The 21,870-nt window shown below is 58.8% G+C and carries 20 protein-coding genes; 15 read left to right on the top strand and 5 right to left on the bottom strand.

Features of this window, described 5'->3' with window-relative positions; all coding sequences use genetic code 11:
• Positions 1-218 precede the first annotated feature (218 nt).
• Complete coding sequence (gene ltrA / locus SIC19_RS09260; protein ID WP_412535514.1) at positions 219-1,610, top strand: group II intron reverse transcriptase/maturase; 1,392 nt, start codon at positions 219-221, stop codon at positions 1,608-1,610.
• 88 nt (positions 1,611-1,698) lie between these two features.
• On the opposite strand, the gene SIC19_RS09255 is transcribed toward ltrA (SIC19_RS09260), so the two are convergent.
• The 4 genes from SIC19_RS09255 to dctP all read right to left on the bottom strand — a co-directional run bounded on the left by SIC19_RS09255 (position 1,699) and on the right by dctP (position 5,390).
• Positions 1,699-2,280: a hypothetical protein gene (locus SIC19_RS09255; RefSeq protein ID WP_075195550.1), complete on the bottom strand. Its 582-nt coding sequence runs from the start codon at positions 2,278-2,280 to the stop codon at positions 1,699-1,701.
• 123 nt (positions 2,281-2,403) lie between these two features.
• Complete coding sequence (locus SIC19_RS09250; RefSeq protein WP_007155586.1) at positions 2,404-3,714, bottom strand: TRAP transporter large permease; 1,311 nt, start codon at positions 3,712-3,714, stop codon at positions 2,404-2,406.
• On the bottom strand, positions 3,711-4,259 hold the full coding sequence (locus tag SIC19_RS09245) for a TRAP transporter small permease subunit (RefSeq protein WP_036202080.1): 549 nt from the start codon (positions 4,257-4,259) through the stop codon (positions 3,711-3,713). Before SIC19_RS09245 ends, SIC19_RS09250 begins: the two co-directional genes overlap by 4 nt.
• Before the next feature lie 81 nt (positions 4,260-4,340).
• On the bottom strand, positions 4,341-5,390 hold the full coding sequence (gene dctP, locus SIC19_RS09240) for a TRAP transporter substrate-binding protein DctP (protein WP_075195549.1): 1,050 nt from the start codon (positions 5,388-5,390) through the stop codon (positions 4,341-4,343).
• 171 nt (positions 5,391-5,561) lie between these two features.
• On the opposite strand from dctP, the gene SIC19_RS09235 reads away from it, so the two are divergent.
• Complete coding sequence (locus SIC19_RS09235) at positions 5,562-6,302, top strand: enoyl-CoA hydratase/isomerase family protein (protein ID WP_227662326.1); 741 nt, start codon at positions 5,562-5,564, stop codon at positions 6,300-6,302.
• Position 6,303: 1 nt separating this feature from the next.
• Here SIC19_RS09235 and SIC19_RS09230 read toward each other — a convergent pair whose 3' ends face one another.
• The gene (locus SIC19_RS09230; protein WP_127402362.1) at positions 6,304-7,890 is read right to left on the bottom strand and encodes a class I adenylate-forming enzyme family protein; all 1,587 of its coding nucleotides are present in this window, start codon (positions 7,888-7,890) and stop codon (positions 6,304-6,306) included.
• Positions 7,891-8,030: 140 nt separating this feature from the next.
• Between SIC19_RS09230 and SIC19_RS09225 the strand changes: the two genes are divergently transcribed.
• The 13 genes from SIC19_RS09225 (at position 8,031) to ltrA (SIC19_RS09165) (ending at position 21,786) form a co-directional block, all read left to right on the top strand.
• Entirely contained in the window at positions 8,031-8,825 is a 795-nt protein-coding gene (locus SIC19_RS09225; RefSeq protein ID WP_036202087.1) for an SDR family NAD(P)-dependent oxidoreductase, read from the top strand.
• Complete coding sequence (locus SIC19_RS09220; protein WP_127402361.1) at positions 8,825-9,265, top strand: PaaI family thioesterase; 441 nt, start codon at positions 8,825-8,827, stop codon at positions 9,263-9,265. The genes SIC19_RS09225 and SIC19_RS09220 overlap by 1 nt, the downstream gene beginning before the upstream one ends.
• A gap of 24 nt (positions 9,266-9,289) precedes the next feature.
• Complete coding sequence (locus tag SIC19_RS09215) at positions 9,290-10,492, top strand: acyl-CoA dehydrogenase family protein (protein WP_127402360.1); 1,203 nt, start codon at positions 9,290-9,292, stop codon at positions 10,490-10,492.
• 176 nt (positions 10,493-10,668) lie between these two features.
• Positions 10,669-11,436, top strand: a complete 768-nt coding sequence (locus SIC19_RS09210; RefSeq protein ID WP_085681911.1) for an SDR family NAD(P)-dependent oxidoreductase — start codon at positions 10,669-10,671, stop codon at positions 11,434-11,436.
• 169 nt (positions 11,437-11,605) lie between these two features.
• Positions 11,606-12,670, top strand: coding sequence for a phosphotransferase (locus SIC19_RS09205; RefSeq protein WP_127402359.1), 1,065 nt, complete (start codon positions 11,606-11,608; stop codon positions 12,668-12,670).
• A 14-nt stretch (positions 12,671-12,684) separates the two neighbouring features.
• Positions 12,685-13,464, top strand: a complete 780-nt coding sequence (gene surE, locus SIC19_RS09200) for a 5'/3'-nucleotidase SurE (RefSeq protein ID WP_085682074.1) — start codon at positions 12,685-12,687, stop codon at positions 13,462-13,464.
• A gap of 22 nt (positions 13,465-13,486) precedes the next feature.
• Entirely contained in the window at positions 13,487-15,154 is a 1,668-nt protein-coding gene (locus SIC19_RS09195) for a long-chain fatty acid--CoA ligase (protein ID WP_127402358.1), read from the top strand.
• Between the two features lie 161 nt (positions 15,155-15,315).
• Positions 15,316-16,179, top strand: coding sequence for a branched-chain amino acid ABC transporter permease (locus tag SIC19_RS09190; protein WP_007155443.1), 864 nt, complete (start codon positions 15,316-15,318; stop codon positions 16,177-16,179).
• 2 nt (positions 16,180-16,181) lie between these two features.
• Positions 16,182-17,213: a branched-chain amino acid ABC transporter permease gene (locus SIC19_RS09185; protein WP_127402357.1), complete on the top strand. Its 1,032-nt coding sequence runs from the start codon at positions 16,182-16,184 to the stop codon at positions 17,211-17,213.
• Positions 17,206-17,976, top strand: coding sequence for an ABC transporter ATP-binding protein (locus SIC19_RS09180; protein WP_036202098.1), 771 nt, complete (start codon positions 17,206-17,208; stop codon positions 17,974-17,976). The genes SIC19_RS09185 and SIC19_RS09180 overlap by 8 nt, the downstream gene beginning before the upstream one ends.
• Positions 17,963-18,670: an ABC transporter ATP-binding protein gene (locus SIC19_RS09175; protein WP_007155440.1), complete on the top strand. Its 708-nt coding sequence runs from the start codon at positions 17,963-17,965 to the stop codon at positions 18,668-18,670. Before SIC19_RS09180 ends, SIC19_RS09175 begins: the two co-directional genes overlap by 14 nt.
• Before the next feature lie 53 nt (positions 18,671-18,723).
• A complete protein-coding gene (locus SIC19_RS09170) occupies positions 18,724-19,872 on the top strand; it encodes an ABC transporter substrate-binding protein (protein WP_075195540.1) in 1,149 nt (382 codons plus the stop codon).
• 522 nt (positions 19,873-20,394) lie between these two features.
• A complete protein-coding gene (ltrA, locus tag SIC19_RS09165; RefSeq protein ID WP_412535601.1) occupies positions 20,395-21,786 on the top strand; it encodes a group II intron reverse transcriptase/maturase in 1,392 nt (463 codons plus the stop codon).
• Positions 21,787-21,870 lie beyond the last annotated feature (84 nt).

The raw sequence follows: 21,870 nt of genomic DNA, 5'->3' as shown, positions 1-21,870 counted from the left end.
TTGCACGGAAGGTGTGGACGTAAATGCGGCGGGCATAAGTGTGAAGGTCACGCGTCTTACCCTGGGAAGTCTGGTTCTCTGCCGCTGTGCTACTCACTTCGCGAGAGGTGGGGATGGGGAGCCAGAACTCAGCCGAGGTCATAGTAGGTGCGTTACCGCGTACTGAAGGACCGAACATGGTTGGCCGTTAGTAGACGGTGAGTTCTCGTGATGTGCTTATGAAGACAGAAGCGACCCGGATGGGTCAGGGCATTCAGGAAGGGGTTGGGCGGAACCCGGCAGGTACTGAGGCCCGTGTCGAGGCAGGCGCGGGGGCTCACCCGTGGACGAACGCGGAGCCGAACGCGCTGATGGAGCAGGTGCTTGAGCGCCCGAACCTGATGCGTGCGTATCAGCGGGTGGTGTCCAACAAAGGGGCGGCTGGCGTCGATCAGATGCCGGTAACAGCCCTGAAGGGCCACCTGCAACAGCATTGGCCAACACTGCGCGAGCGGCTGTTGGCCGGAGACTACCATCCTCAACCGGTACGCCGGGTCAGCATCCCCAAGCCGCAAGGCGGGGAACGGATACTGGGTATTCCGACGGTGCAGGATCGCCTGATCCAGCAAGCACTTCACCAAACACTGAGCCCGATGCTGGAGCCGACCTTCTCGGATCACAGCTACGGGTTCCGTCCTGGTCGAAGTGCCCATCAGGCGGTCAAGGCGATGCAACGGCATATCAACGACGGCCACCGCTGGGTGGTCGATCTGGATCTGGCCCAGTTCTTCGACCGGGTCAATCACGATGTGCTGATGAGCCTGCTGGCTCGTCACATCACTGACCGGCGGATACTCACCCTGATCCGGCGTTACCTGCGAGCAGGCATGCTGTCAGGCGGGCTGGTCAGCCCGAGGGGGGAAGGGACGCCACAAGGCGGTCCCTTATCTCCTCTGCTGTCCAATGTGCTTCTGACCGAACTGGATCGGGAGTTGGAACGCCGGGGGCACCGGTTCTGTCGTTATGCGGATGATTGCAACCTCTACGTTCGCAGCCGACGAGCCGGTGAACGGACCATGACCAGCATTACCCACTACCTGGAAACGCACCTGCGCCTGACGGTGAATACGGCGAAGAGTGCCGTGGATCGCCCCTGGCGCCGGAGCTTTCTGGGTTACAGCGTGAGCTGGCATAAACGTCAGGTCCGGTTGAGAGTCGCGCCCAAAAGCCTGAAGGCCTTCATGGCCAAGCTTCGCCCCCTGCTGAAACGGTCACGGGGACAGTCGTTGACGACCACCATCCGGAACCTGAACCCGGTGCTGAGAGGCTGGGCAAATTACTATCGCCTGACCGCCTCGAAGCGTTCGGTCGAAGCCCTGGATGGCTGGATAAGACGGCGGCTTCGCCTGATCCTGTGGCAGCAGTGGAAGCGGACCCGCACGCGGGCCCGCAACCTGGTACGGCTAGGCTTGACTGAGATAAGGGCTTGGAGGAGCGCGACCAATGGTCGTGGACCCTGGTGGAACAGCGGTGCGTCTCATATGAACGCGGCCCTGCCTAAGAGGGTATTCGACCGTCTGTCTCTGGTAAGCTTGCTGGATACGATGACTCGGCTTCAGAGCCGACCATGAACCGCCGTGGTACGGAACCGTATGCCCGGTGGTGTGAGAGGACGGGGGAGATAACTCCCCCTCCTACTCGATTCGGGGCGTGTGCTGCTTAACGGTCTGAATCGGTTGCGGCGCGCAGTGCGTCCAGGTGCGGTCGCAGGGCACGCTTGTCGGCTTCCGGTGCGTTGCTTGCCGTTTCCATGGCAGACATGGCGCCACCCATCATGTCCCGCATCTGCTGTTTTTGGGCTTCGCTCATGTGTGGATTGTTGTTGATCTCTTCCATGGCTTTGGCCATTTCCTGATTCATGGTGTTGGACTGCTCGCCCATTTCCAGGGCGCTCCAGGCCTGGAAGATGCGGTCACCGGTTTTCGCCCACGACTCGGGATTGGCGAATCCGTGTTGCTCCACCACGTCTTCCAGCCGGTTATATAGGTCATGACCCTTCATGCGCTCGATGGACGATGAGAATATTCGCGACATGTCTGGCATCTCGCCACCGCGCTCACCTTTCTCGGCCGGGAAATCCTCCGTCATCTCATCGAATTCACTCTCCATCCCCTGAAGGGTTTCCAGGCTGCTGATGAATGAGCGGATGGTCTGGTCGGTCAGGGTCTCAGCCTGGGCCGCGAAGGGGGCAAGCAAGAGCAGGAGAAGCAGGGGCACTAAGGCAGGGCTGAATCGGTTCATGAGAACGTCTCCTTGTGATTGGGAATCCCGGTTCCATTGATCGGGATTCCCTAAAGGTAGTCCTCTGTTAAACCGCCTGCAACAACCCATGCCGGGTTATGATCGGCCATGATCAGGCTCGGCTCAGAACAGCAGATCCGGCAGATAGGTGGCAATTTGCGGGAAGATCATGATCAACCCCAGACCCACAATTTCAACAATCACAAAGGGAATGATCGATGAGTAGATATCCTTCATGGTGATGCTCGGTGGCACCACCCCTTTCAGATAGAACAGATTGAAACCGAAAGGCGGCGTCATGTAGCCGATTTCCATATTGATCACGAACAGGATGCCGAACCATATCGGGTCAAATCCCAGGGACTCAACGATGGGCATGAATACCGGCAGCGTGATCAACATGATGCCAACCGGGTCCAGCACCATGGCCAGCAGGAACACGATCACCATCATGGCGACGATGATGCCCCAGGGGCCGCCGGGAATCATATTCATCAGCCCCTCGATCAGATCCTGGGCCCCCATGCTCTGATAGGCAGCACTGAAGGCGTGGGCTGCGAACAGGATCCACATGATCATACCGGTGAGCTTGAAGGTGCGGATCGCCGCTTCCTGCAGGATGCTCCACTTGAACTGACGGTACACCGCAGCGGATATCAGGGCGCCGAGCACGCCCATGGCGGCGGCTTCGGTTGGCGTGGTAATGCCGCCAATGATAGAGCCCAGAACCATGATCACAACACCGATGGGCAGCAGTACCGCCCGCAGGGCACGCAACTTCTCCGGCCAGGTGCCACGCTCTTCCTTGGGCAGCGCCGGGGCCAGTTCGGGCTGCAGGTGGCAGCGCACCAGGATGTAGATGGCGGTCAGTACCATCAGCAGAATACCGGGCATGATGCCGGCAGCGAACATCTTGCCCACCGACACACCGGTAATCAGGGCATAGAGGATCATCAGAATGCTGGGAGGAATCAGTATGCCCCAGCCCCCACCGGTGTTGATCACACCCAGGGCCATCTTCTTGTCGTAGCCCCGTTCAAGCATTGAGGGCAGAGCGATGGTGCCCATGGCGACGACCGCCGCGCCACTGATGCCGACCATGGCTGCAAAAACGGCGCAGATGCCAAGGGTGCCAATCGCGAGGCCGCCCCGCAGGCCGCCGCACCAAAGATGCATCATGCGGTACAGGTCTTTGGCAACCCCGGTTCGCTCCAGAATCATCGCCATGAAGACAAACAGGGGGATCGCCACCAGGGTAAAGCTTTCCATGGTGCCCCAGATCTGCGAGGACACCATGTAGAAGGAGTCGAATCCCCAGGTGAAGTAGAGGAAGACAACGGATACGCCGCCCAGCACAAAGGCCAGTGGCAGGCCCAGAAGCAGGAAAAACAGCAGGGAGCCGAAGAACAGCAGCGTGAGGATTTCAATGCTCACAATGGCTCTCCTTTGGCGTCGTCCTGGGGTTCGGGGGTGTAGTAATTGAGGTTGAAGGCCACTGCGATATCTTCCAGTAACTTGACGATGCCTTGCAGAACCAGCAGGCCAGTGCCCAATGGAATGGCAGCTTTCACCGGCCAGATAGGCGGGTTCCAGGCGGAATAGGAGGTTTCCCAGCTGGCAATGGACTCACTGGCCATGTCGTAGCCGAAGTAAAGCAGGGCCAGGGTGAATATAAAGAATATTGTTGAAGTCAGAATGTCGAGCACGGCACGGCCGCGGGGCGGAAGGTGTGAGTGCAGCAGATCAACATTCACATGGCCACGGTGAGCCATGATGTAACCCCCGGACATGACGGCGTAGATGCCAAACAGCATCTGGGTCAGTTCGTTGGTCCATACCGTGGGTGAGTTGAACAGGTAGCGAAACGCCACCTCCATGATCAGGAATGCGAACATGGCAAAAACGATCAGCGCTATCCCGCGCCCGATGACATCATTGAGACGGGTAACCCCTCTCATGAATGCGCTCAACACACCCATTGGTATTCTCCGGGAAACGGTTCGTTCAAAAGCAAAGCCGGGCCTGAAAAGCTGGCCCGGCCGGTTTCAGGTGTCAGGCGTTTACAGGTAACCAAGCTCTGACAGGTAGTCTTTCAGCATGTCCAGCGCCTTCTGGGCGTTGTCGCTGCGCTTGCCTTCCTCATCCCACAACGTCTGTGCGGTCTGGGTCAGACGGTTCTGAACGTCCTCCGGCAAGGTGTTGACCTGAACATTGTGTTCGCTGATGGCCTTGGCCAGCGTGATGCGTTCCTTGTACTGATACTCGTTGGTACGGAACCAGAACTGTTCCTCAAGGGCCTGCTTGACGATGTTCTGCATATCCTCGGGCAACTTGTTCAACGCTTTCTGGCTGACAATGATGACGTCGGTGCCGGCAATGTTCAGTGCTGGCTGCACGTGGTATTTGGCCACTTCATACAGGCCCATACTGAATGCGCCCTGAGAAGCCCCCCAGTGGGCACCGTCAACAATGCCGGAGTCCAGGGCGGAGTAGAGTTCGCTGCCCGGGATGTAGGATGCGGCGGCACCGGCGTCGGTCAGAAAGCTTTGCAGCGCACCAGAGGAGCGGATTTTCAGCTTGGTGAAGTCTTCCCAGCTATTAATAGGCTGCTTGACCACCATCTCGGTCGGGTAGACCTTGTCAGTCGCCCAATAGACATTGTGTTTGGCCGCTTCATCGCGAAGCATCTGTTCGAACCCGAGGCCCTGATGGAAATAGGCGGCTTCCCAGACATTACGGAAGGCAAACGGCAGGCCCGAGGCAATACCCGCGAGGGTGATCTTGTCCTGGGCGTAAGCCGGGGAAATGGTGCCCATTTCCAGGATGCCCCGGCTGACAGCGTTGAAGATTTCCTTGGCTTTAAACAGCGAGCCTGCTTCGTAAAGTTCCAGCTCCAGACGGCCATCGGTGCGCTCTTCAAGAATGGTCTTGAGTCGAACCAGACTGTCTTCATAGGAACTGCTGGAGCCAGGCCAATGGGATTGGACCTTCCAGGTAAAGCTTTCTTCAGCGGCAGCTGCCGGAGCGCTGGCCAGTGCGGCGGTCAGGCCCAGGGTCAGGGCAGAACCGTACGTGATCAGGGTTTTTCTGGCGGTTGTTAGTATCTTCATTGCTGGACCTCGATCATTATTGTGTTGGACGTCCTGTTCGTGATTTCACTGTGCGGAATTAGTGACTGCAGAATGAATCCGTGTATCTGAATCTATCACACACTTTGCTTTTTGCAATAGGATGGTTGCCGATATTCCATTACCAAAGTTTAGTTCATGGAGGCATTCATCGTGATCATCACCCAAAATCAGCCAGGTGTGGCCCACCTGGTGATCAGCAGGACGGACAAAAAAAACGCATTGACTCGCGATATGTACCGGGCGCTGGCCGAAGGTGTGAGCAAAGCAGCGGCAGATACAAGCGTGCATGCCATTGTGCTCAGCGGTGACGGTGGTGTTTTTACCGCCGGCAATGATCTCGATGATTTCCGCGCCCGCGCTACGGATAAGAATCCGAAGCCCTCTGCGGGTCTGGCTTTTATCGAAGCCCTGATGGTGTGCGATACGCCCATCATTGCTGCGGTGGAAGGACTTGCCATCGGGATCGGCACTACCCTGTTGTTGCATTGTGACTCCGTCATCGCTGGCCGCTCCGCACGTTTCAAAACCGCCTTTGTGGATCTGGGGCTGGTGCCGGAGGCGGCTTCTACCGTGACCATGCCGTTGCATCTGGGTTCCCGGCGTACCGCGGATCTGCTACTGATGGGAGACACTCTGAACGGCGAGGAAGCTAGGGAATGTGGCCTGGTCAGTCATGTGGTTGATGATGGGCTGGCGGTGGATGAAGCATTGGCACAGGCTGACGCGCTCGCGGCTAAACCCCGGGAAGCCCTGCGGGCCACCAAGCGCCTCATCAAGGCGCCCTGGCGGGAAGCGGTGAGCGAGGCCCTTGAGAGGGAACGCTCCGTGTTTGCCGACAGACTGCGGTCGGAGGACTGCCGGGCCGCCCTTGCGCGCATGGGCAAGGGCTAGTTCAGGGCCAGTAAGGCGCCCGCAGATCGCGCTTCAACACCTTGCCAATGGTGGAACGGGGCAGCTCCGGGCGGAATTCAATGGCCGTCAGGCGCTGGGCCTTGCCCAGTTGACCATTGGTCCACTCGAGGATCTCCGCCTCATCCTCTGTGCAGCCGGGCTTGAGCACCACCAGCCCCAGCGGGGTTTCGCCCCATTGTTCGCTGGGAATGCCAATCACCGCAACGTCGGCGACGGCCGGATGGGCCAGCAGTACCTTTTCGAGATCCACCGCGTAGATGTTGAAACCGCCGGAGATGATCATGTCCTTGCGTCGGTCCAGGATATACACAAAACCTTCTTCATCGACTCGGCCCATATCACCGCTGCGATAGAAGACCAGGCCCTCGGGGCTGGTCCAGAGCATGTCCCGGGTCTGTTCCTCGCGGTTGATATATCCCCGCATCATGGAGATGGCGCGGCCCACGATCTCCCCGGTCTCGCCCCGGGGCAGCTCGTTGCCCTCCTCGTCAATTACCCGAACTTCCGCGCCTTCGGTGGGTTTTCCCACGGAGTCCCATTTGTCCGGGTGGGCCGCGCAGTCCAGGCTGGTGGAGATGCCGCCTTCGGTCAGGCCATACACCTCGCGGATGTTGCCCGGCCAGCGCTCCATGGCTTCCCGGATGACGTCCGCCCTCAGGGGAGCGCTGGTGCACAGCTTGAGCTGGAACGCGGACAGGTCGAAGCGATTGAATTCCGGATCGGCGAGGATGCGTTGGTACTGAACCGGCACCAGCATGGCGTGGGTCACGCGGTAGCGTTCAGCCATTTCCAGGAACCGCCGGGCATCAAACTTTGCCATCAGCACCAGGGTGCCGCCATAGAACAGAGTTGGCAGTACGGACACCAGCGTGGTGTTGGAGTACATCGGCGTAGATACCAGGTTAACGGCGTTGCCATCAAGCCCGAAGCGGCTCATTCGGACCATCTGGCGCTGGCGGAAACGGTGATCGTGAAGAATGCCCTTGGGAGTGCCGGTCGTGCCCGAGCTGTAAATGACATTGAACGGATCATCCAGGGTGACCGTGGCCGGGCGCGCCTCCGCGCCAATATCGCCCAGCCAGGACTCAAGATCCTGACGCATTCCCGGGCTGTGGCCGTCGAGCCTTATACATTGATCGCGCCCGAGCGTATCGAGCTTGTCGGCAATGCCTTCAAACAGCTCGATGTTCTTCTTGGAAACAAACAGGAAGCGGGCTCTGCAGTCATTCAGCATCAGTGCCAGGCTGCTGCCACTCGCCATGCCTGAAAGCGGCACCATGCAACCGCCGGCCACCAACGTCCCCAGGTACAGAGCAACATAATGGATGCTGTTTTCTGACAAACCCGCTACGGCGTCACCTTGTTTCAGGCCGGCGGATCGCAGCCGGTTGGCGATGCGGTTGGCTTGCCTGACAAGCGCCTGCCAGCTGAGCTGGGTCTCGCCATCGATGAGTGCGATATGGTCCGGGCGTTCGAGGGCGAGGTGCTGGATGCGTTGGCCAATGGCGTCCATGGACTCATCGGGATCGGTGGGGGCATAGACGGGCATGTGCTGCGTGTTTTTCATTTTTTCGCCTATTGTAGTTCCGGTGTTTTATCTAGTGAAATTTACTTCCGAATATATTGACTCAAAACCGGAAGGCGTGACAAATTACAGTAGAAGGTGAATTCGCGACGACGCAACAAACTATAAAAAGGAGCATCGGCATGGGGCGTTTCGACAAGCGGGTAGCCATCGTCACCGGGGCCGGCAGTGGTATCGGCAGGGCCACGGCGGTTCGCCTGGCGCGGGAGGGCGCGCAGGTGGTGATGATGGATATGTCCGAAGCGGGCCTGCTGGATACCGAGGGCCTGATGCCCGAGGGAGCGGAAACCCTGCGTCGCATTGGAGACGTGGCTGATGAGGAGCAGGTTAGCGCACTGGTGGGCGAAACTGTCTCGACCTTCGGTCGCATTGACGTGTTGTGTAACGTTGCCGGCATCGCCAGCACCAGTGGTGGTCACCCCGATATTACCGGTAACGACCGGGGCGAATGGGAACAGGTGCTGGCGGTGAACCTGATTGGCACCATGCTGTTTATAAAGCATGTGGCGCCCCACATGCAGGCCCGCAAGCTGGGCTCGATTGTTAATACCGCCTCGGTGGCCGGTCTTCGCTCTGGTGCCGGTGGTAACGCTTACAGCGCGTCCAAGGCTGGTGTGGTTAACCTCACCATGACTGCTGCCTGCGATCTGGGTAACGACAATGTACGCGTGAATGCGGTGTGCCCGGGGCTGGTGGAAACCGGCATGACCCAGGCTGTTTTTGACTATGCCCGCGCCAATGAGAAAGCCCATAAGCTTGGATCACGGTGTGAATTGCGGCGCTATGGTGCGCCGGAAGAAATTGCCGCCGCCATTCTGTTCCTGGCCAGTGATGACGCCAGCTACATCACTGGTCAGTCTCTGCCCGTAGACGGCGGCAACACCGCTTCTCTGAACCTGCCTGGAATGAAAGTGTAATGAGTGAAGACAGCCTGCATATCCGTGGTGGCCAGGACCTGCCAGGATTTCACAATCTGCTGGGGTATCACCAGGTGTCCTGGGAGGAGAACGAAGCGGTGATTGGCCTGGAGCTGCAGCCTTGCCATCTTAATCTGGGCGGCGTGATTCATGGCGGTGTGTTGACGTCGCTGTTGGATATCGCAATGGCCGAGGCCGGCACCTACTGTCCGTATCCCGGCCGGATACGCAAAGCCATTACCCTGTCGCTGACGACAACGTTCACCGGACAGTGTTCCGGTGGAACTATCCGGGTCACCGGCTGCAAACGGGCCGGCGGCACCCGAATTTTTAACAGCACCGGAGAGGTTCACGACGACAAGGGGAATCTCCTGGCCATCGCCGAAGGCACCTTCCGCATTCGCTCCGGGAGTGAGAAACCGGAAGGCGTGCCAATCTGATCCTTCAACCAATGAGGTACTGGAATGTTTGAGCTGTCTGATAAAGCCAAAAAACTGCAGGCACAGCTTCACGAATTCATGGACGCCCATATTTACCCGAATGAGCACAAGCACCATGAACAGGTCGAGCGGGCTGAAAATCGCTGGGCGCCGGTACCGATCGTCGAGGAGTTGAAGGTCAAGGCGAAAGCCGCGGGGCTGTGGAACCTGTTCCTGCCCGACAGTGAATTCGGCGCCGGTCTGACCAACTATGAGTACGCCCATCTGTGTGAAGTCATGGGGCGCTCGGCCATGGCGCCGGAGGTGTTCAACTGCTCCGCGCCGGACACCGGCAACATGGAAACCATCGCCCGCTACGGCAACAAAGAGCAGCAGGACAAGTGGCTGAAGCCCCTGCTTGATGGCGAGATCCGCTCCTGCTTCTCCATGACCGAGCCTGACGTGGCCTCTTCCGATGCCACCAATATTGCCTGTGAAATCCGTCGCGAAGGCGATGAGTATGTGATCAATGGCCGTAAGTGGTGGTCGTCAGGTGCCATGACCACCACCTCTAAAATCGCCATTGTTATGGGCAAGACCGATCCGGGGGCTGAGAAGCACAAGCAGCAGTCGATGATTCTGGTGCCGCTGGACACGCCGGGCGTGAAGATGATCCGCCCGCTGACGGTGTTTGGCTACGACCATGCCCCTCACGGCCACGCTGAGATTCAGTATGACAATGTGCGGGTGCCGGTGGACAACATTCTGTTGGGTGAGGGCCGTGGTTTTGAAATTGCCCAGGGCCGCCTTGGGCCTGGCCGTATTCATCACTGTATGCGCACCATCGGGGTTGCCGAACGTGCGCTCGAACTGATGTGCAAGCGCGCCAATGCCCGCGAGGCTTTCGGTAAGCCGCTATCGAGTTTCGATTCCATTCGCAAGGATATTGCCCGCAGTCGCATGGAAATTGAGCAGGCTCGGCTGATGACCCTGAAAGCGGCGCACATGATGGACACCGTTGGTAATAAGGTGGCTCGTCAGGAGATTGCGATGATCAAGGTGATCGCACCGAGCATGGCGCTGAAGGTGTTGGACCGGGCGATTCAGGTTCACGGTGGCGCGGGTGTGTCTCAGGACACCTTCCTGGCCGAAGCCTGGGCCAAGGTGCGGACGTTGCGACTGGCGGACGGGCCGGATGAGGTGCATCTTGATTCTGTTGCCAAGCTGGAGCTCAAACAATACCGGTAATTGTTTTGGCCCGCTTTGTCGGGTGCGTGAACGAACGGGGAGGAACCTGCCGGGACGCGCTGTGAATACGTCCATGTACGCTCGACAAAAACATCCATGTTTTTGACGGTCCCGGCAGGTTCCTCCCCGTTCGTTCCCATAGCTCTGAGAAAGATTTTCGACAATGAGGTGTCTGTATGAACAACCCGCTTTTCGATATGACCGGAAAAGTTGCCCTGATCACCGGTTCCACTAAAGGCATCGGCCGTTCCATCGCCGAAGAAATGGCTCGCCTGGGTGCCAAAGTCGTGATCTCCAGCCGCAAGGCCGATGCCTGTGAACAGGTTGCCAATGAATTGAAAGAGCAGGGCTACGAAGCCATCGCCATTCCTTGCCATGTGGGTAAGAAGGAAGACCTGCAGAACCTGGTGGATAAAACCAACGAAGCCTGGGGTTCCATCGATGTGCTGGTGTGCAACGCCGCCACCAACCCGGTCTACGGCACCACCGCCGAAATGACCGACGAAGCCTGGGACAAGATCATGGACACCAACGTCAAAGGCACCTTCTGGCTCACCAACATGGTGCTGCCGCAGATGGCCGAGAAAGGTGAAGGTGCAGTTGTTCTTCTGTCCAGCATCGCCGGAATCCGTGGCAATACCACCATCGGTACCTACGGCGTATCCAAGGCCGCCGAAGCAGCGCTGGCCCGGAATCTGGCAGTGGAGTGGGGGCCAAAGGGCATTCGAGTGAACAGCATTGCCCCCGGTCTGATCAAAACTGACTTCGCCAAAGCCCTGTGGGAAGACCCGGTCCGCGTCAAACGCGCCGAAGACAAAACCCCGCTGCGCAGAATCGGTGACCCGGTAGACATCGCCGGCCTGGCCGTCTTCCTGTCAACAAAGGCGAGTGCCTACGTCACCGGACAGGTCATCGTAGCCGACGGCGGCGAAACCATTTGTTAAGAAGGCATCACCGAAAGCACGCCGAGGCAGGTGGGTGGGGGTGCGTTTGTGCAGGGAAAAAGGTGTCCGAGCGCAGCGAGTTCTTTTTCCCGGAAGAAAGACACCCCCACCCGCCGGCCGCTGCCCCCAATGCCGGGCAACTATGTAATAAATGAAGGCAACAGAAAAGATGACCATGAACCCAGAGTTGGTAGACGTTTTGCCAGCCCACCAATTTGATGAAGACAGCCTCCGGACCTGGCTACAGCAAGCCATACCAGGTTTCGGTACCAAGCTGGACGTACAGCAATTCCAGGGCGGACAGTCGAACCCCACGTTTCTGCTGGACACCGACAGCGGCCAATACGTGCTGCGCAAAAAGCCGCCCGGGAAAACACTGCCCTCCGCCCACATGGTGGAGCGGGAATACAAAGTCATGCGCGCTTTGTCCGAACACACCAGCGTGCCCGTGCCGGCCACCCGGGCTTTGTGTGAAGACAGCAACATCATCGGTACGCCGTTCTACGTCATGGACTTTCTGGAAGGCCGCATAGTCAACCACCCGGCGTTGCGGGCGCTGGATCGTCAGGAGCGGATGTCGGCGCACCTGTCGGCCATTGATACCCTGGCGGCACTGCATTCGGTAGACGTGAATGCGGTGGGCCTGGGTGACTATGGTCGACCCGAAGGTTATGTCGCTCGGCAGGTCGCGCGCTGGAGCAAGCAGTACCTGGCGTCCAAAACCGACGAGATGCCCGCCATGGACAAACTCATGGAGTGGCTGCCGGAGAACCTGCCGTCCACCGATGAGTCCGCCATTGCCCATGGTGACTACCGCTTTGGCAACCTGATGCTGGCACCGGACAAACCGGACGTGATCGCCATTCTGGACTGGGAGTTGTCTACTCTTGGTCATCCGCTGGCGGATCTTGCCTATTACTGCCTGCCGTACCACCTGCCTTCGGACATGGAAGGTTCCCGCGGTTTGTTGGGGGAGGATCTGGAAGCCCTGGGCGTTCCCACTGAGCAGGAAACCATTGCCCGTTACTGCCAACAGACCGGTCGCGATGGCATTGCCGACTGGCATGTGTTCCTGGCGTTTTCGCTGTTCCGTCTGGCGGCGATTGTTCAGGGGGTCTATGCCCGCGCGCTGCAGGGTAATGCCGCCAATGCCGATGCCCTGCAGGTTGGCAAACGTGCGAGCCAGCTGGCGGAAGCGGGCTGGAAAATAGCCAGTGAAGGAGACCGGTCATGAGCCAGCCTGCTGCAATCACGGAACCGATGGTCCGTCGCATCCTGATCACCAACGATGACGGCATCAACGCACCGGGGCTGGCGATTCTCGAACGGATTGCCCGCAACCTGGCGGAAGAAGTCTGGGTGGTGGCGCCGGAGCATGATCGCAGTGGCGCCGGGCAGAGCATCTCCATTCACGACCCGCTGCGGGTGTATGAAAATGGTGACAAACGCTACGCCGTGTCCGGTACGCCCGCAGACTGTGTGTTGTACTCGCTGGCCCATTGGTTTGGTGATAATCCGCCGGATCTGGTGCTGTCCGGTGTGAACTGCGGCGCCAATATCAGTGATTCGGTGCAGTACTCCGGAACCGTGGGCGCGGTGCTCAGCGCCGAACATATGGGCATACCCGCCATTGCGCTGAGCCAGGCCTTTCTGAGCCGGGAAGGCGTTGACTGGTCGCCGGTGTCGGCGTTCGGGGAGCAGGTAATCCGCAAGCTCTGGCAACCGGGCGAAAACCGGGCCTGGAATGTGAACTTTCCGGCCTGCGACGCCGGTGTGATCCGGCAGGCGCAATGGTGCAACCAATCCACCGGCTCCATTCAGCGGCCCCGCCTGCTGGCAGGGCAGGATGCCCGTAGCCTGCCTTATTGGTGGCTGGGGTTCGATCGCAGTTCCCGGCACATTACGGCACCGGATGAAGACGTCACCGTGCTGCGGGAAAAAGCCATTGCGATAACGCCATTGCGTCACCGGGAAGCCCTGCCCGGTGGTACTGGAATATTCGATCTGGCCGCCGCTGCGGCTCACTGAATTGACTGAGGGGATGACAACAATGACATTTACACGCCACCACAGCGTCTGGCCAAAAGAGTTACCAAAGAGCATGACGCTGCCTGACACCAGCGTTTTCACCAACCTGCAAATATCTGCCCTGCGGTATCCGGACCATACAGCGACCATCTACTACGATGCGCCCATGAGCTACAGGCAGCTGCTGACGGAAGTGGAAGCGATGGCCGGCTATCTTCAGGCTCAAGGAGTGAAGAAAGGTGACCGTGTTCTGCTCTACATGCAGAACTCCCCCCAGTATGCCATTGCCTACTACGCCATACTGCGAGCCGACGCGGTGGTGATTCCGGTGAATCCGATGAACCGGGCTGCAGAGCTGGAACACTACATTGCCGATACCGGTTCGAGGGTGTGCCTGGCCGGTCAGGAACTGGCCGGCTTTATCCTGCCGATGCTGGACAGCACGGATCTTGAGCGGGTGGTGGTGGCGTCCTATAACACCTACATCAATAAGGACACCGACCTGGATTTGCCGGCAGAGGTGGCTGCACCGGCCTGGTCCAAAGACGTACCCGGCGTGGTGAGCTGGGAACAGGCGCTGGCCGGTAATCACAGGCCGGCAGAGCACACCGCAGGCCCGGACGACCTGGCGGTGATCCCCTACAGTTCCGGGACCACCGGCGCGCCCAAGGGATGCATGCATACGCACCGCAGTGTCATGGCCACAGCGGTTCACCGGGCGTTCTGGAATCTGAGCACCGCCAACACTGTCCAGCTGGCGACGTTGCCGTTCTTCCACGTGACCGGTATGACCGGCTCCATGAACAGCCCCATCTACAGCGGTTCAACCACCATCATTATGACGCGCTGGGACCGCACAACCGCCGCCCGGCTGATAGAGCGTTACCAGGTCACCGGCTGGACCAACATTGTCACCATGGCGGTGGATTTTCTGTCGAATCCGGACATCGGGCAATACGACCTTTCCAGCCTCAACACCATTGGCGGTGGTGGAGCGGCAATGCCGGAAGCGGTGGCTGCCAAGCTTAAAGCCATGACCGGCCTGGATTACATCGAGGGTTATGGCCTGTCGGAAACCATGGCCGCCACCCACATCAACCCGTCGGATCATCCCAAGCCCCAGTGCCTGGGTATTCCGGTATTCGATGTGGATAGCCGCATCATTGACGTTGAGACCCTGGAAGAGAAAGGCCCGGGCGAAGTGGGGGAGATTGTTTCCAATGGTCCTCAGGTAACCCAGGGGTACTGGCATCGCCCGGCTGAAACCGAGGCGGCGTTCGTGGACATCGACGGCAAACGCTTTTTCCGCACCGGTGACCTCGCTTATTACGACGAAGAGGGCTATTTCTTCATGGTGGACCGGGTCAAACGGATGATCAACGCATCAGGCTTCAAGGTGTGGCCCTCGGAAGTGGAAGGATTGATGTACCGGCATCCGGCCATCCACGAAGTGTGTGTCATTTCATCGCCCCACCCCAAACGCGGTGAGACTGTGAAAGCCTGCATCGTACTGACGCCGGATGCGGAGACCAGTACCACCGAAGCGGACATCGTCAGTTGGTGTAAGGAGCAGATGGCTGCCTACAAAGTGCCAGAAATCATCGAGTTCGTGGATGAGTTGCCGAAATCACCCACGGGCAAGTTGATGTGGCGAGCGCTGCAGGAAGAAGAGTGGAAGGCTAAAGCCTAAGCGTTAATTCATGCTTATTATTCCGCACTGCGGAATATCGTTCTAAATATTGACATACGAGACGTTCGGTGCAATTGTTTCATTAAGCTGATAGATGGGTCGCAAGGCCCTGCCCAAAACCGCATAACTCGCAACAACAACAAAACAGCGGAGGAGCACACTTGAGCCTTTTTCTACAACAAATCATCAACGGGTTAACCCTGGGGAGTATCTACGGTCTCGTAGCCCTGGGCCTGACCCTGGTCTACGGGATACTTCATATCCCCAATTTTGCCCATGGCGCGCTCTATATGGTCGGGGCATTCATGTCCTACTTTTTCATGGTGGACCTGGGCGCGCACTACTGGATTGCCATGGCCGGTTCGGCCGCGGTGGTCGCTGTCCTGGCGATACTGTGTGAGCGTCTGGTGTTCCACCCACTGAGGCATTCGCCACCGATCCACGACAAGATCGCCGCCATTGGTATTCTGCTGTTTCTGGAAGCGGTGGTGCAGATGTTCTGGGGGTCGGACTTCCGCCGTATGTCATCGCCATTTACCGGCATCATGAATTTCGACGGACTGATTATTCCTGAACAGCGCCTGCTGATCATTGCGGGGGCGTTCGTGTTGGTAGTGGCCCTGCAGCTTTTCCTGCGCAAGACCATGACGGGGGCGACCATTATCGCCATGGCGCAGAGCCGTGAAGGTGCCTTCCTGGTGGGCATTGATGCCAACCGGGTGGCGATGATGACGTTTGCGATTTCGGGCATGCTGGCCGCGTTTGCCGCCACACTCTATGCGCCCATCAATCTGGTGTATCCCGCCATGGGGCACCTGGTCATCATGAAAGCCTTCGTCATTATCATACTCGGTGGCATGGGTAGCGTGCCTGGCGCCATTGCCGGCGGCATGATTATCGGTTTCGCCGAAGCCCTCGGCGGCTTTTACATCTCGACGTCCTATAAAGACATTATTGCCTTTGGTCTGCTGGTGCTGATTCTGTCAGTTCGTCCACAGGGCCTGTTCGCGAAGGGGGCGCACTGATCATGTTCAAAGTCGCTTCCCTGCTGATGACGCCAGCGGCCAAGTACCTGATGCTGGCCTTCGCCATACTGTTCCCGCTGGTCGCCGCGAATGAGTACCAGGTGTACGTGATGGCGACCGCCTTTGTCTGGGCGATCGCGGTCTACGGCTTGAACATCATTACCGGTTTTTGCGGCCAGCTGAACCTGGCCCACGGCGGTTTTTTTGCCATCGGAGCCTACACCCTTGGCCTGCTGACTGCCGACTATGGCTGGAGCTTCTGGCCTGCCTTCCTGGGTGCGCTGGTGATGACGGCGGTGCTCGGGTTTCTCGTGGGCATCGTCTCGCTGCGCCTGAAAGAGCATTACTTTGCGATATTCACCCTGTGTGTGGGCTTTATCATCTACCTGCTGATCGACAAGTGGGAAGAGCTGACCCATGGCGCCATCGGTGTCCGAGATATCGCCGCACCCTATGGCTTTGGGTTGGTGGACTTTACAGACACCACCCCGTTCTACTACCTGGTGCTGGCCTTCCTGGTGTTCGCAATCTGGTTCATGGGGCGTTTGTCCAAGTCCCTGCTGGGTCGTACCTTCATTGCCATCCGCAACGGTGATGAACTGGCCCAGTCCCTCGGGATCAACCTGATGCGCAATAAAGTCCTCGCCTTTGTACTGTCCACGACCTATGCCGGTCTGGCAGGTGCCCTGTATGCCGGGATGGTCCGTTTCATCGGCCCGGAAGAGGCCAATATCAACCACACCTTCGACATGATCACCTATCTGCTGGTGGGCGGTATCGGCACCATTATGGGGCCGTTGCTGGGCACCGTGGGCATTGTGTGGATTACCCAGTCACTGCAGTTCCTGGAAGAGTACCGAATGATCATTTTCGGGCCGCTGCTGGTGCTGTTGGTGATCTTCTTCCCTCGGGGCATTACCGGCTCCTTCCTGACCTGGATGCATCGCAAGTCCCAGGCACTGGCGCCTACGAAAAAGCGCCATGAGAACAAGGTCAACACCGCACAGAACCGGGAGGCAGAGAGCAATGCTTAAGGTAGAAAACGTCACCAAAATGTTTGGCGGTCTGGCGGCGGTGAGCGATGTGTCGGTGGAGTTCGAAGCCGGCAGGATCAACGCCATTATCGGCCCCAACGGTGCTGGCAAGAGCACCTTTTTCAACCTTATTTCAGGCCTGCACCAGCCCACCTCCGGCCGTATCCTGCTGGACGGCGTGGACGTCACTAATCTGCCCAGCGACAGGGTCGCACGCCTGGGTGTGGGAAGGACCTTCCAGACGACCAACCTGTTTGAGCAGGCAACCGTGCTGGACAACCTGATCGTGGGGCACCGGCTGCGGACGAAATCCGGCCTGTGGGACGTGCTGATCAACAGCAAACGCCTGCAACGTGAAGAGAAGGCGGCGCGGGACAAGGCCATGGAAGCCCTGGAATTTGTGGGCCTTGCCCACGTTGCCGGGCAGTTTATTGCCGACATCACCCAGGAAGAACGCAAGCGGGTGGCCTTTGCCCTGGCACTGGCGACCGACCCCAAGATCGTCCTGCTGGATGAGCCGGCGGCCGGGGTTAATCCGGAAGAAACCGTCGGATTCGCCGCGCTGATGCGGAAAATGGTGGATGAAAAAGGACTCACCGTGTGCCTGATCGAGCACAAGATGGACATGATCATGAGCCTGGCAGACAAGATCATGGTGCTGGATCACGGTGAAAAGATTGCCGAGGGCACGCCGGAAGAAGTACGCAACAACCCGGTGGTGATCGAAGCCTATCTGGGAGGTGACGAAGATGCTGCAGCTTAACCATGTCGACGTCTGCTATGGCAGCTTCAAGGCACTGACCGATATTTCGATGACGGTGGATGCCGGGGAGCTGGTTGTTCTACTCGGGGCCAATGGCGCCGGTAAAAGCAGCCTGTTCAATGCCATTAGTGGTCTGGTAAAGCCGACGGCCGGCGAGATCCAGTTCGAAGACAAACAGCTCAACGGTATGAAAGCCAGCGCGGTCGTCGCCAGCGGCGTAGTGCAGTGTGCCGAAGGCCGAAAACTGTTTCCGCAGATGAGCGTCATGCAGAACCTGATGATGGGGGCCTACGTGCACCGACGTGATCGGCAGGGCAACCGCAAGCGCCTGAACGAAGTGTTGGAGCTGTTCCCGATCCTCGCAGACAAGGCCGATGAGCCTGCCGGATCTCTGTCCGGGGGGCAGCAACAGATGGTGGCCATCGGCCGCGCCATGATGAGCCGCCCCCGCTTGTTGATGCTGGATGAGCCATCCCTTGGCCTGGCTCCCCTGGTGGTCAAGCAAGTGTTCGAAACCGTCAAACAAATCAACAGCCTGGGCACAACCGTGCTGTTGGCAGAGCAGAATGCATTTGCGGCCCTGAAGATTGCCCACCGTGCTTATGTTATGGAGAACGGCCATCTGGTCATGGAAGGCGACCGGGAGACGATGCTGGGCAACGAACAGGTTCGCAAGGCGTATATCGGGGCCTGACCGGCCTACAACAACAATCAGAGTGACACGCACAACACAACCAGGAGACAACAATGAAAATAGTCAGAAAACTGGGTCAGGCTGTCGCGGCGGCAACCCTTGGGATGAGCCTGTCCGCCGGTGCAATGGCGGGCGAAGTCAACATCGGATTCACCGGCCCGCTGAGTGGCGGCGCTGCTTTATACGGTGAAAACACGCTGTCCGGGCTGCGAATGGCGGTGGCGGAAATCAACGCGGCGGGCGGTTTTGACCTGAACGGCGAAAAGACCACGGTCAACCTGGTCCCCCTGGACGATCGTTACTCACCGGCGCAGGCGGCGACCAATGCCAAGCGACTGAAGCAGGAGTCCAACGTGTCGGCGGTGTTCGTGCCTCACTCCGGTGGTATTTTTGCCCTCCAGGACTTCAACGAGAAAGACAATTTTCTGGTGATGGCCTACTCCAGCGTGCCCAGCATCACCGAAAAGGGCAACAGCCTGACGTTGCGTATTCCTCCTACCTTTGATGGCTACGTGCGGGCCTTTACCGACTACGCCCTTGAGCACGAGGGCAAGAAGCTGGGCATGGGCGGCGCAACCCATGAATACGCCAAAATCTGGGGCGCCATGATCAAGAAAGAGTGGGAGTCCAAAGGGGGAGAAGTGGTTTCTGACAACCCCATGGACTACAACAAATCGGCGGATTTCTTTACCGGCGTCAGCCGTATCATTTCAGAAAGCCCGGATGTGATGTTTGTGGGCGGCGCCTCCGAGCCGACCGGTCTGGTGGTGCAACAGGCCCGCCAGATGGGCTTTCAGGGCGGCTTTATCGTGATGGACCAGGCCAAGATTGACGAAGTGGCCCAGGTAGCCGGTGGCCTGGACATGGTGGAAGGCGCCATCGGCGTGGTTCCACTGAGCGTCTATGACACCCCGGCGGCCAAAGACTTCATCAAGCGCTACAAGGCCGAGTACGACAAAATGCCCGGATCCGAAGCCGCCTACAACTACCTGGCGCTGCACGCCCTGGTGGAAGCCATGGACGCCACCGAGTCCACCGACCCGAAAACCATCCGCGCTGCGATCGGCGATGCCCTGAAAAACATGGACACCCGCAAGAACCCGTACGAAGTCACCGAAGTCACCGAAAACGGTGGTTTCGTGACGGAGACGACCCTGGCCGTGGTGAAAGACGGCGAGATTGTTCGGGAAGAGATCAAGTGATGGGGGTTCAGCACCCATCTGAATGAGAAAAGGGGCCCAAGGGCCCCTTTTTTAGTGGTGCGCCAGGCATGGCGCGTAGCGCCTTGACGGGCGCTGTTCCGGTACAGGTGGTGCTGGCCGGATGACTTGGGGGTGCAAGTCCCCTGTGGACCCGGCAAGGGGAACCACTAGCCGGACGGCAAGGGTGTCCATCGTGAGATGGAATCTGAAGGAAGCCGCAGGCAAAGCACTGGCCTGACGAACAGAAATCGCATATGAGGCGGTCACACCGGGTAAGGCGTCAACTATCGTCAAAGCCCTGTACTTGCACGGAAGGTGTGGACGTAAATGCGGCGGGCATAAGTGTGAAGGTCACGCGTCTTACCCTGGGAAGTCTGGTTCTCTGCCGCTGTGCTACTCACTTCGCGAGAGGTGGGGATGGGGAGCCAGAACTCAGCCGAGGCCATAGTAGGTGCGTCACCGCGTACGGAAGGGCCGAACATGGTTGGCCGTTAGTAGGCGATGAGTTCTCGTAGTGTGCTTATGAAGACAGAAGCGACCCGGATGGGGCAGGGCATTCAGGAAGGCGCTGGACGGTATCCGGCAGAGACTGAAGTCCGTGTCGAGGCAGACGCGGGGGCTCACTCGTGGACGAACGCGGAGCCGAACACGCTGATGGAGCAGGTGCTTGAGCGCCAGAACCTGATGCGTGCGTATCAGCGGGTGGTGTCTAACAAGGGTGCCGCTGGTATCGATCAGATGCCGGTGACAGCCCTGAAAACCCACTTGCAACAGCACTGGCCAACGCTGCGCGAGCGGTTGTTGTCCGGAGATTACCATCCTCAACCGGTCCGCCGGGTCAGTATCCCCAAGCCGCAAGGCGGGGAGCGGACACTGGGTATCCCAACGGTGCAGGACCGCCTGATCCAACAAGCCCTTCACCAGGTGCTGAGCCCGACGCTGGAACCGACCTTCTCGGATCACAGCTATGGGTTCCGCCCCGGTCGAAGTGCCCACCAGGCGGTCAAGGCGATGCAGCAACACATCAACGACGGCCACCGCTGGGTGGTCGATCTGGATCTGGCCCAGTTCTTTGACCGGGTCAACCACGATGTGCTGATGAGCCTGCTGGCTTGTCGCATAGCCGACCGGCGGATACTCACCCTGATCCGGCGTTACCTGCAAGCCGGCATGCTCGAAGGAGGACTGGTCAGCCCGAGACGGGAAGGCACGCCGCAAGGCGGCCCCCTGTCGCCCTTGCTCTCTAACGTGCTCCTGACCGAACTGGATCGGGAGCTGGAGCGGCGGGGACACCGGTTCTGCCGCTATGCGGACGACTGCAACATTTACGTCAGCAGCAAAAGATCCGGCGAACGGGTGATGGCCAGTATTACCCACTTCCTGGAAACGCGCTTGCGCCTGAAGGTGAATACGGTGAAAAGCGCCGTGGACCGCCCCTGGCGTCGGAGCTTTCTGGGTTACAGCGTGAGCTGGCATAAACGTCAGGTCCGGTTGAGAGTCGCGCCCAAAAGCCTGAAGGCCTTCATGGCCAAGCTTCGCCCCCTGCTGAAACGGTCACGGGGACAGTCGTTGACGACCACCATCCGGAACCTGAACCCGGTGCTGAGAGGCTGGGCAAATTACTATCGCCTGACCGCCTCGAAGCGTTCGGTCGAAGCCCTGGATGGCTGGATAAGACGGCGGCTTCGCCTGATCCTGTGGCAGCAGTGGAAGCGGACCCGCACGCGGGCCCGCAACCTGGTACGGCTAGGCTTGACTGAGATAAGGGCTTGGAGGAGCGCGACCAATGGTCGTGGACCCTGGTGGAACAGTGGCGCGACTCATATGAACGCGGCCCTGCCTAAGAGGGTATTCGACCGTCTGTCTCTGGTAAGCTTGCTGGATACGATGACTCGGCTTCAGAGCCGACCATGAACCGCCGTGGTACGGAACCGTATGCCCGGTGGTGTGAGAGGACGGGGGAGGTAACTCCCCCTCCTACTCGATTTGCTTCGGGCG

This window comes from Marinobacter sp. MIT930201 (assembly GCF_047122665.1).
GTDB lineage: Bacteria > Pseudomonadota > Gammaproteobacteria > Pseudomonadales > Oleiphilaceae > Marinobacter > Marinobacter salarius.
The sequence above is the reverse complement of the archived record's forward strand: the minus strand, read 5'-3'. Positions and strand labels throughout refer to the sequence as shown.

What these genes read in the sequence shown, in the direction of transcription:
- SIC19_RS09210 (WP_085681911.1), top strand. Translation starts at nt 10,669, where the DNA reads ATGAACAACCCGCTTTTCGATATGACCGGAAAAGTTGCCCTGATCACC.
- SIC19_RS09185 (WP_127402357.1), top strand. Translation starts at nt 16,182, where the DNA reads ATGTTCAAAGTCGCTTCCCTGCTGATGACGCCAGCGGCCAAGTACCTG.
- SIC19_RS09180 (WP_036202098.1), top strand. Translation starts at nt 17,206, where the DNA reads ATGCTTAAGGTAGAAAACGTCACCAAAATGTTTGGCGGTCTGGCGGCG.
- SIC19_RS09175 (WP_007155440.1), top strand. Translation starts at nt 17,963, where the DNA reads ATGCTGCAGCTTAACCATGTCGACGTCTGCTATGGCAGCTTCAAGGCA.
- SIC19_RS09245 (WP_036202080.1), bottom strand. Translation starts at nt 4,259, where the DNA reads ATGGGTGTGTTGAGCGCATTCATGAGAGGGGTTACCCGTCTCAATGAT.
- ltrA (WP_412535601.1), top strand. Translation starts at nt 20,395, where the DNA reads ATGAAGACAGAAGCGACCCGGATGGGGCAGGGCATTCAGGAAGGCGCT.
- SIC19_RS09205 (WP_127402359.1), top strand. Translation starts at nt 11,606, where the DNA reads ATGACCATGAACCCAGAGTTGGTAGACGTTTTGCCAGCCCACCAATTT.
- dctP (WP_075195549.1), bottom strand. Translation starts at nt 5,390, where the DNA reads ATGAAGATACTAACAACCGCCAGAAAAACCCTGATCACGTACGGTTCT.
- SIC19_RS09230 (WP_127402362.1), bottom strand. Translation starts at nt 7,890, where the DNA reads ATGAAAAACACGCAGCACATGCCCGTCTATGCCCCCACCGATCCCGAT.
- SIC19_RS09255 (WP_075195550.1), bottom strand. Translation starts at nt 2,280, where the DNA reads ATGAACCGATTCAGCCCTGCCTTAGTGCCCCTGCTTCTCCTGCTCTTG.
- SIC19_RS09220 (WP_127402361.1), top strand. Translation starts at nt 8,825, where the DNA reads ATGAGTGAAGACAGCCTGCATATCCGTGGTGGCCAGGACCTGCCAGGA.
- ltrA (WP_412535514.1), top strand. Translation starts at nt 219, where the DNA reads ATGAAGACAGAAGCGACCCGGATGGGTCAGGGCATTCAGGAAGGGGTT.
- SIC19_RS09215 (WP_127402360.1), top strand. Translation starts at nt 9,290, where the DNA reads ATGTTTGAGCTGTCTGATAAAGCCAAAAAACTGCAGGCACAGCTTCAC.
- SIC19_RS09170 (WP_075195540.1), top strand. Translation starts at nt 18,724, where the DNA reads ATGAAAATAGTCAGAAAACTGGGTCAGGCTGTCGCGGCGGCAACCCTT.
- SIC19_RS09195 (WP_127402358.1), top strand. Translation starts at nt 13,487, where the DNA reads ATGACATTTACACGCCACCACAGCGTCTGGCCAAAAGAGTTACCAAAG.
- SIC19_RS09225 (WP_036202087.1), top strand. Translation starts at nt 8,031, where the DNA reads ATGGGGCGTTTCGACAAGCGGGTAGCCATCGTCACCGGGGCCGGCAGT.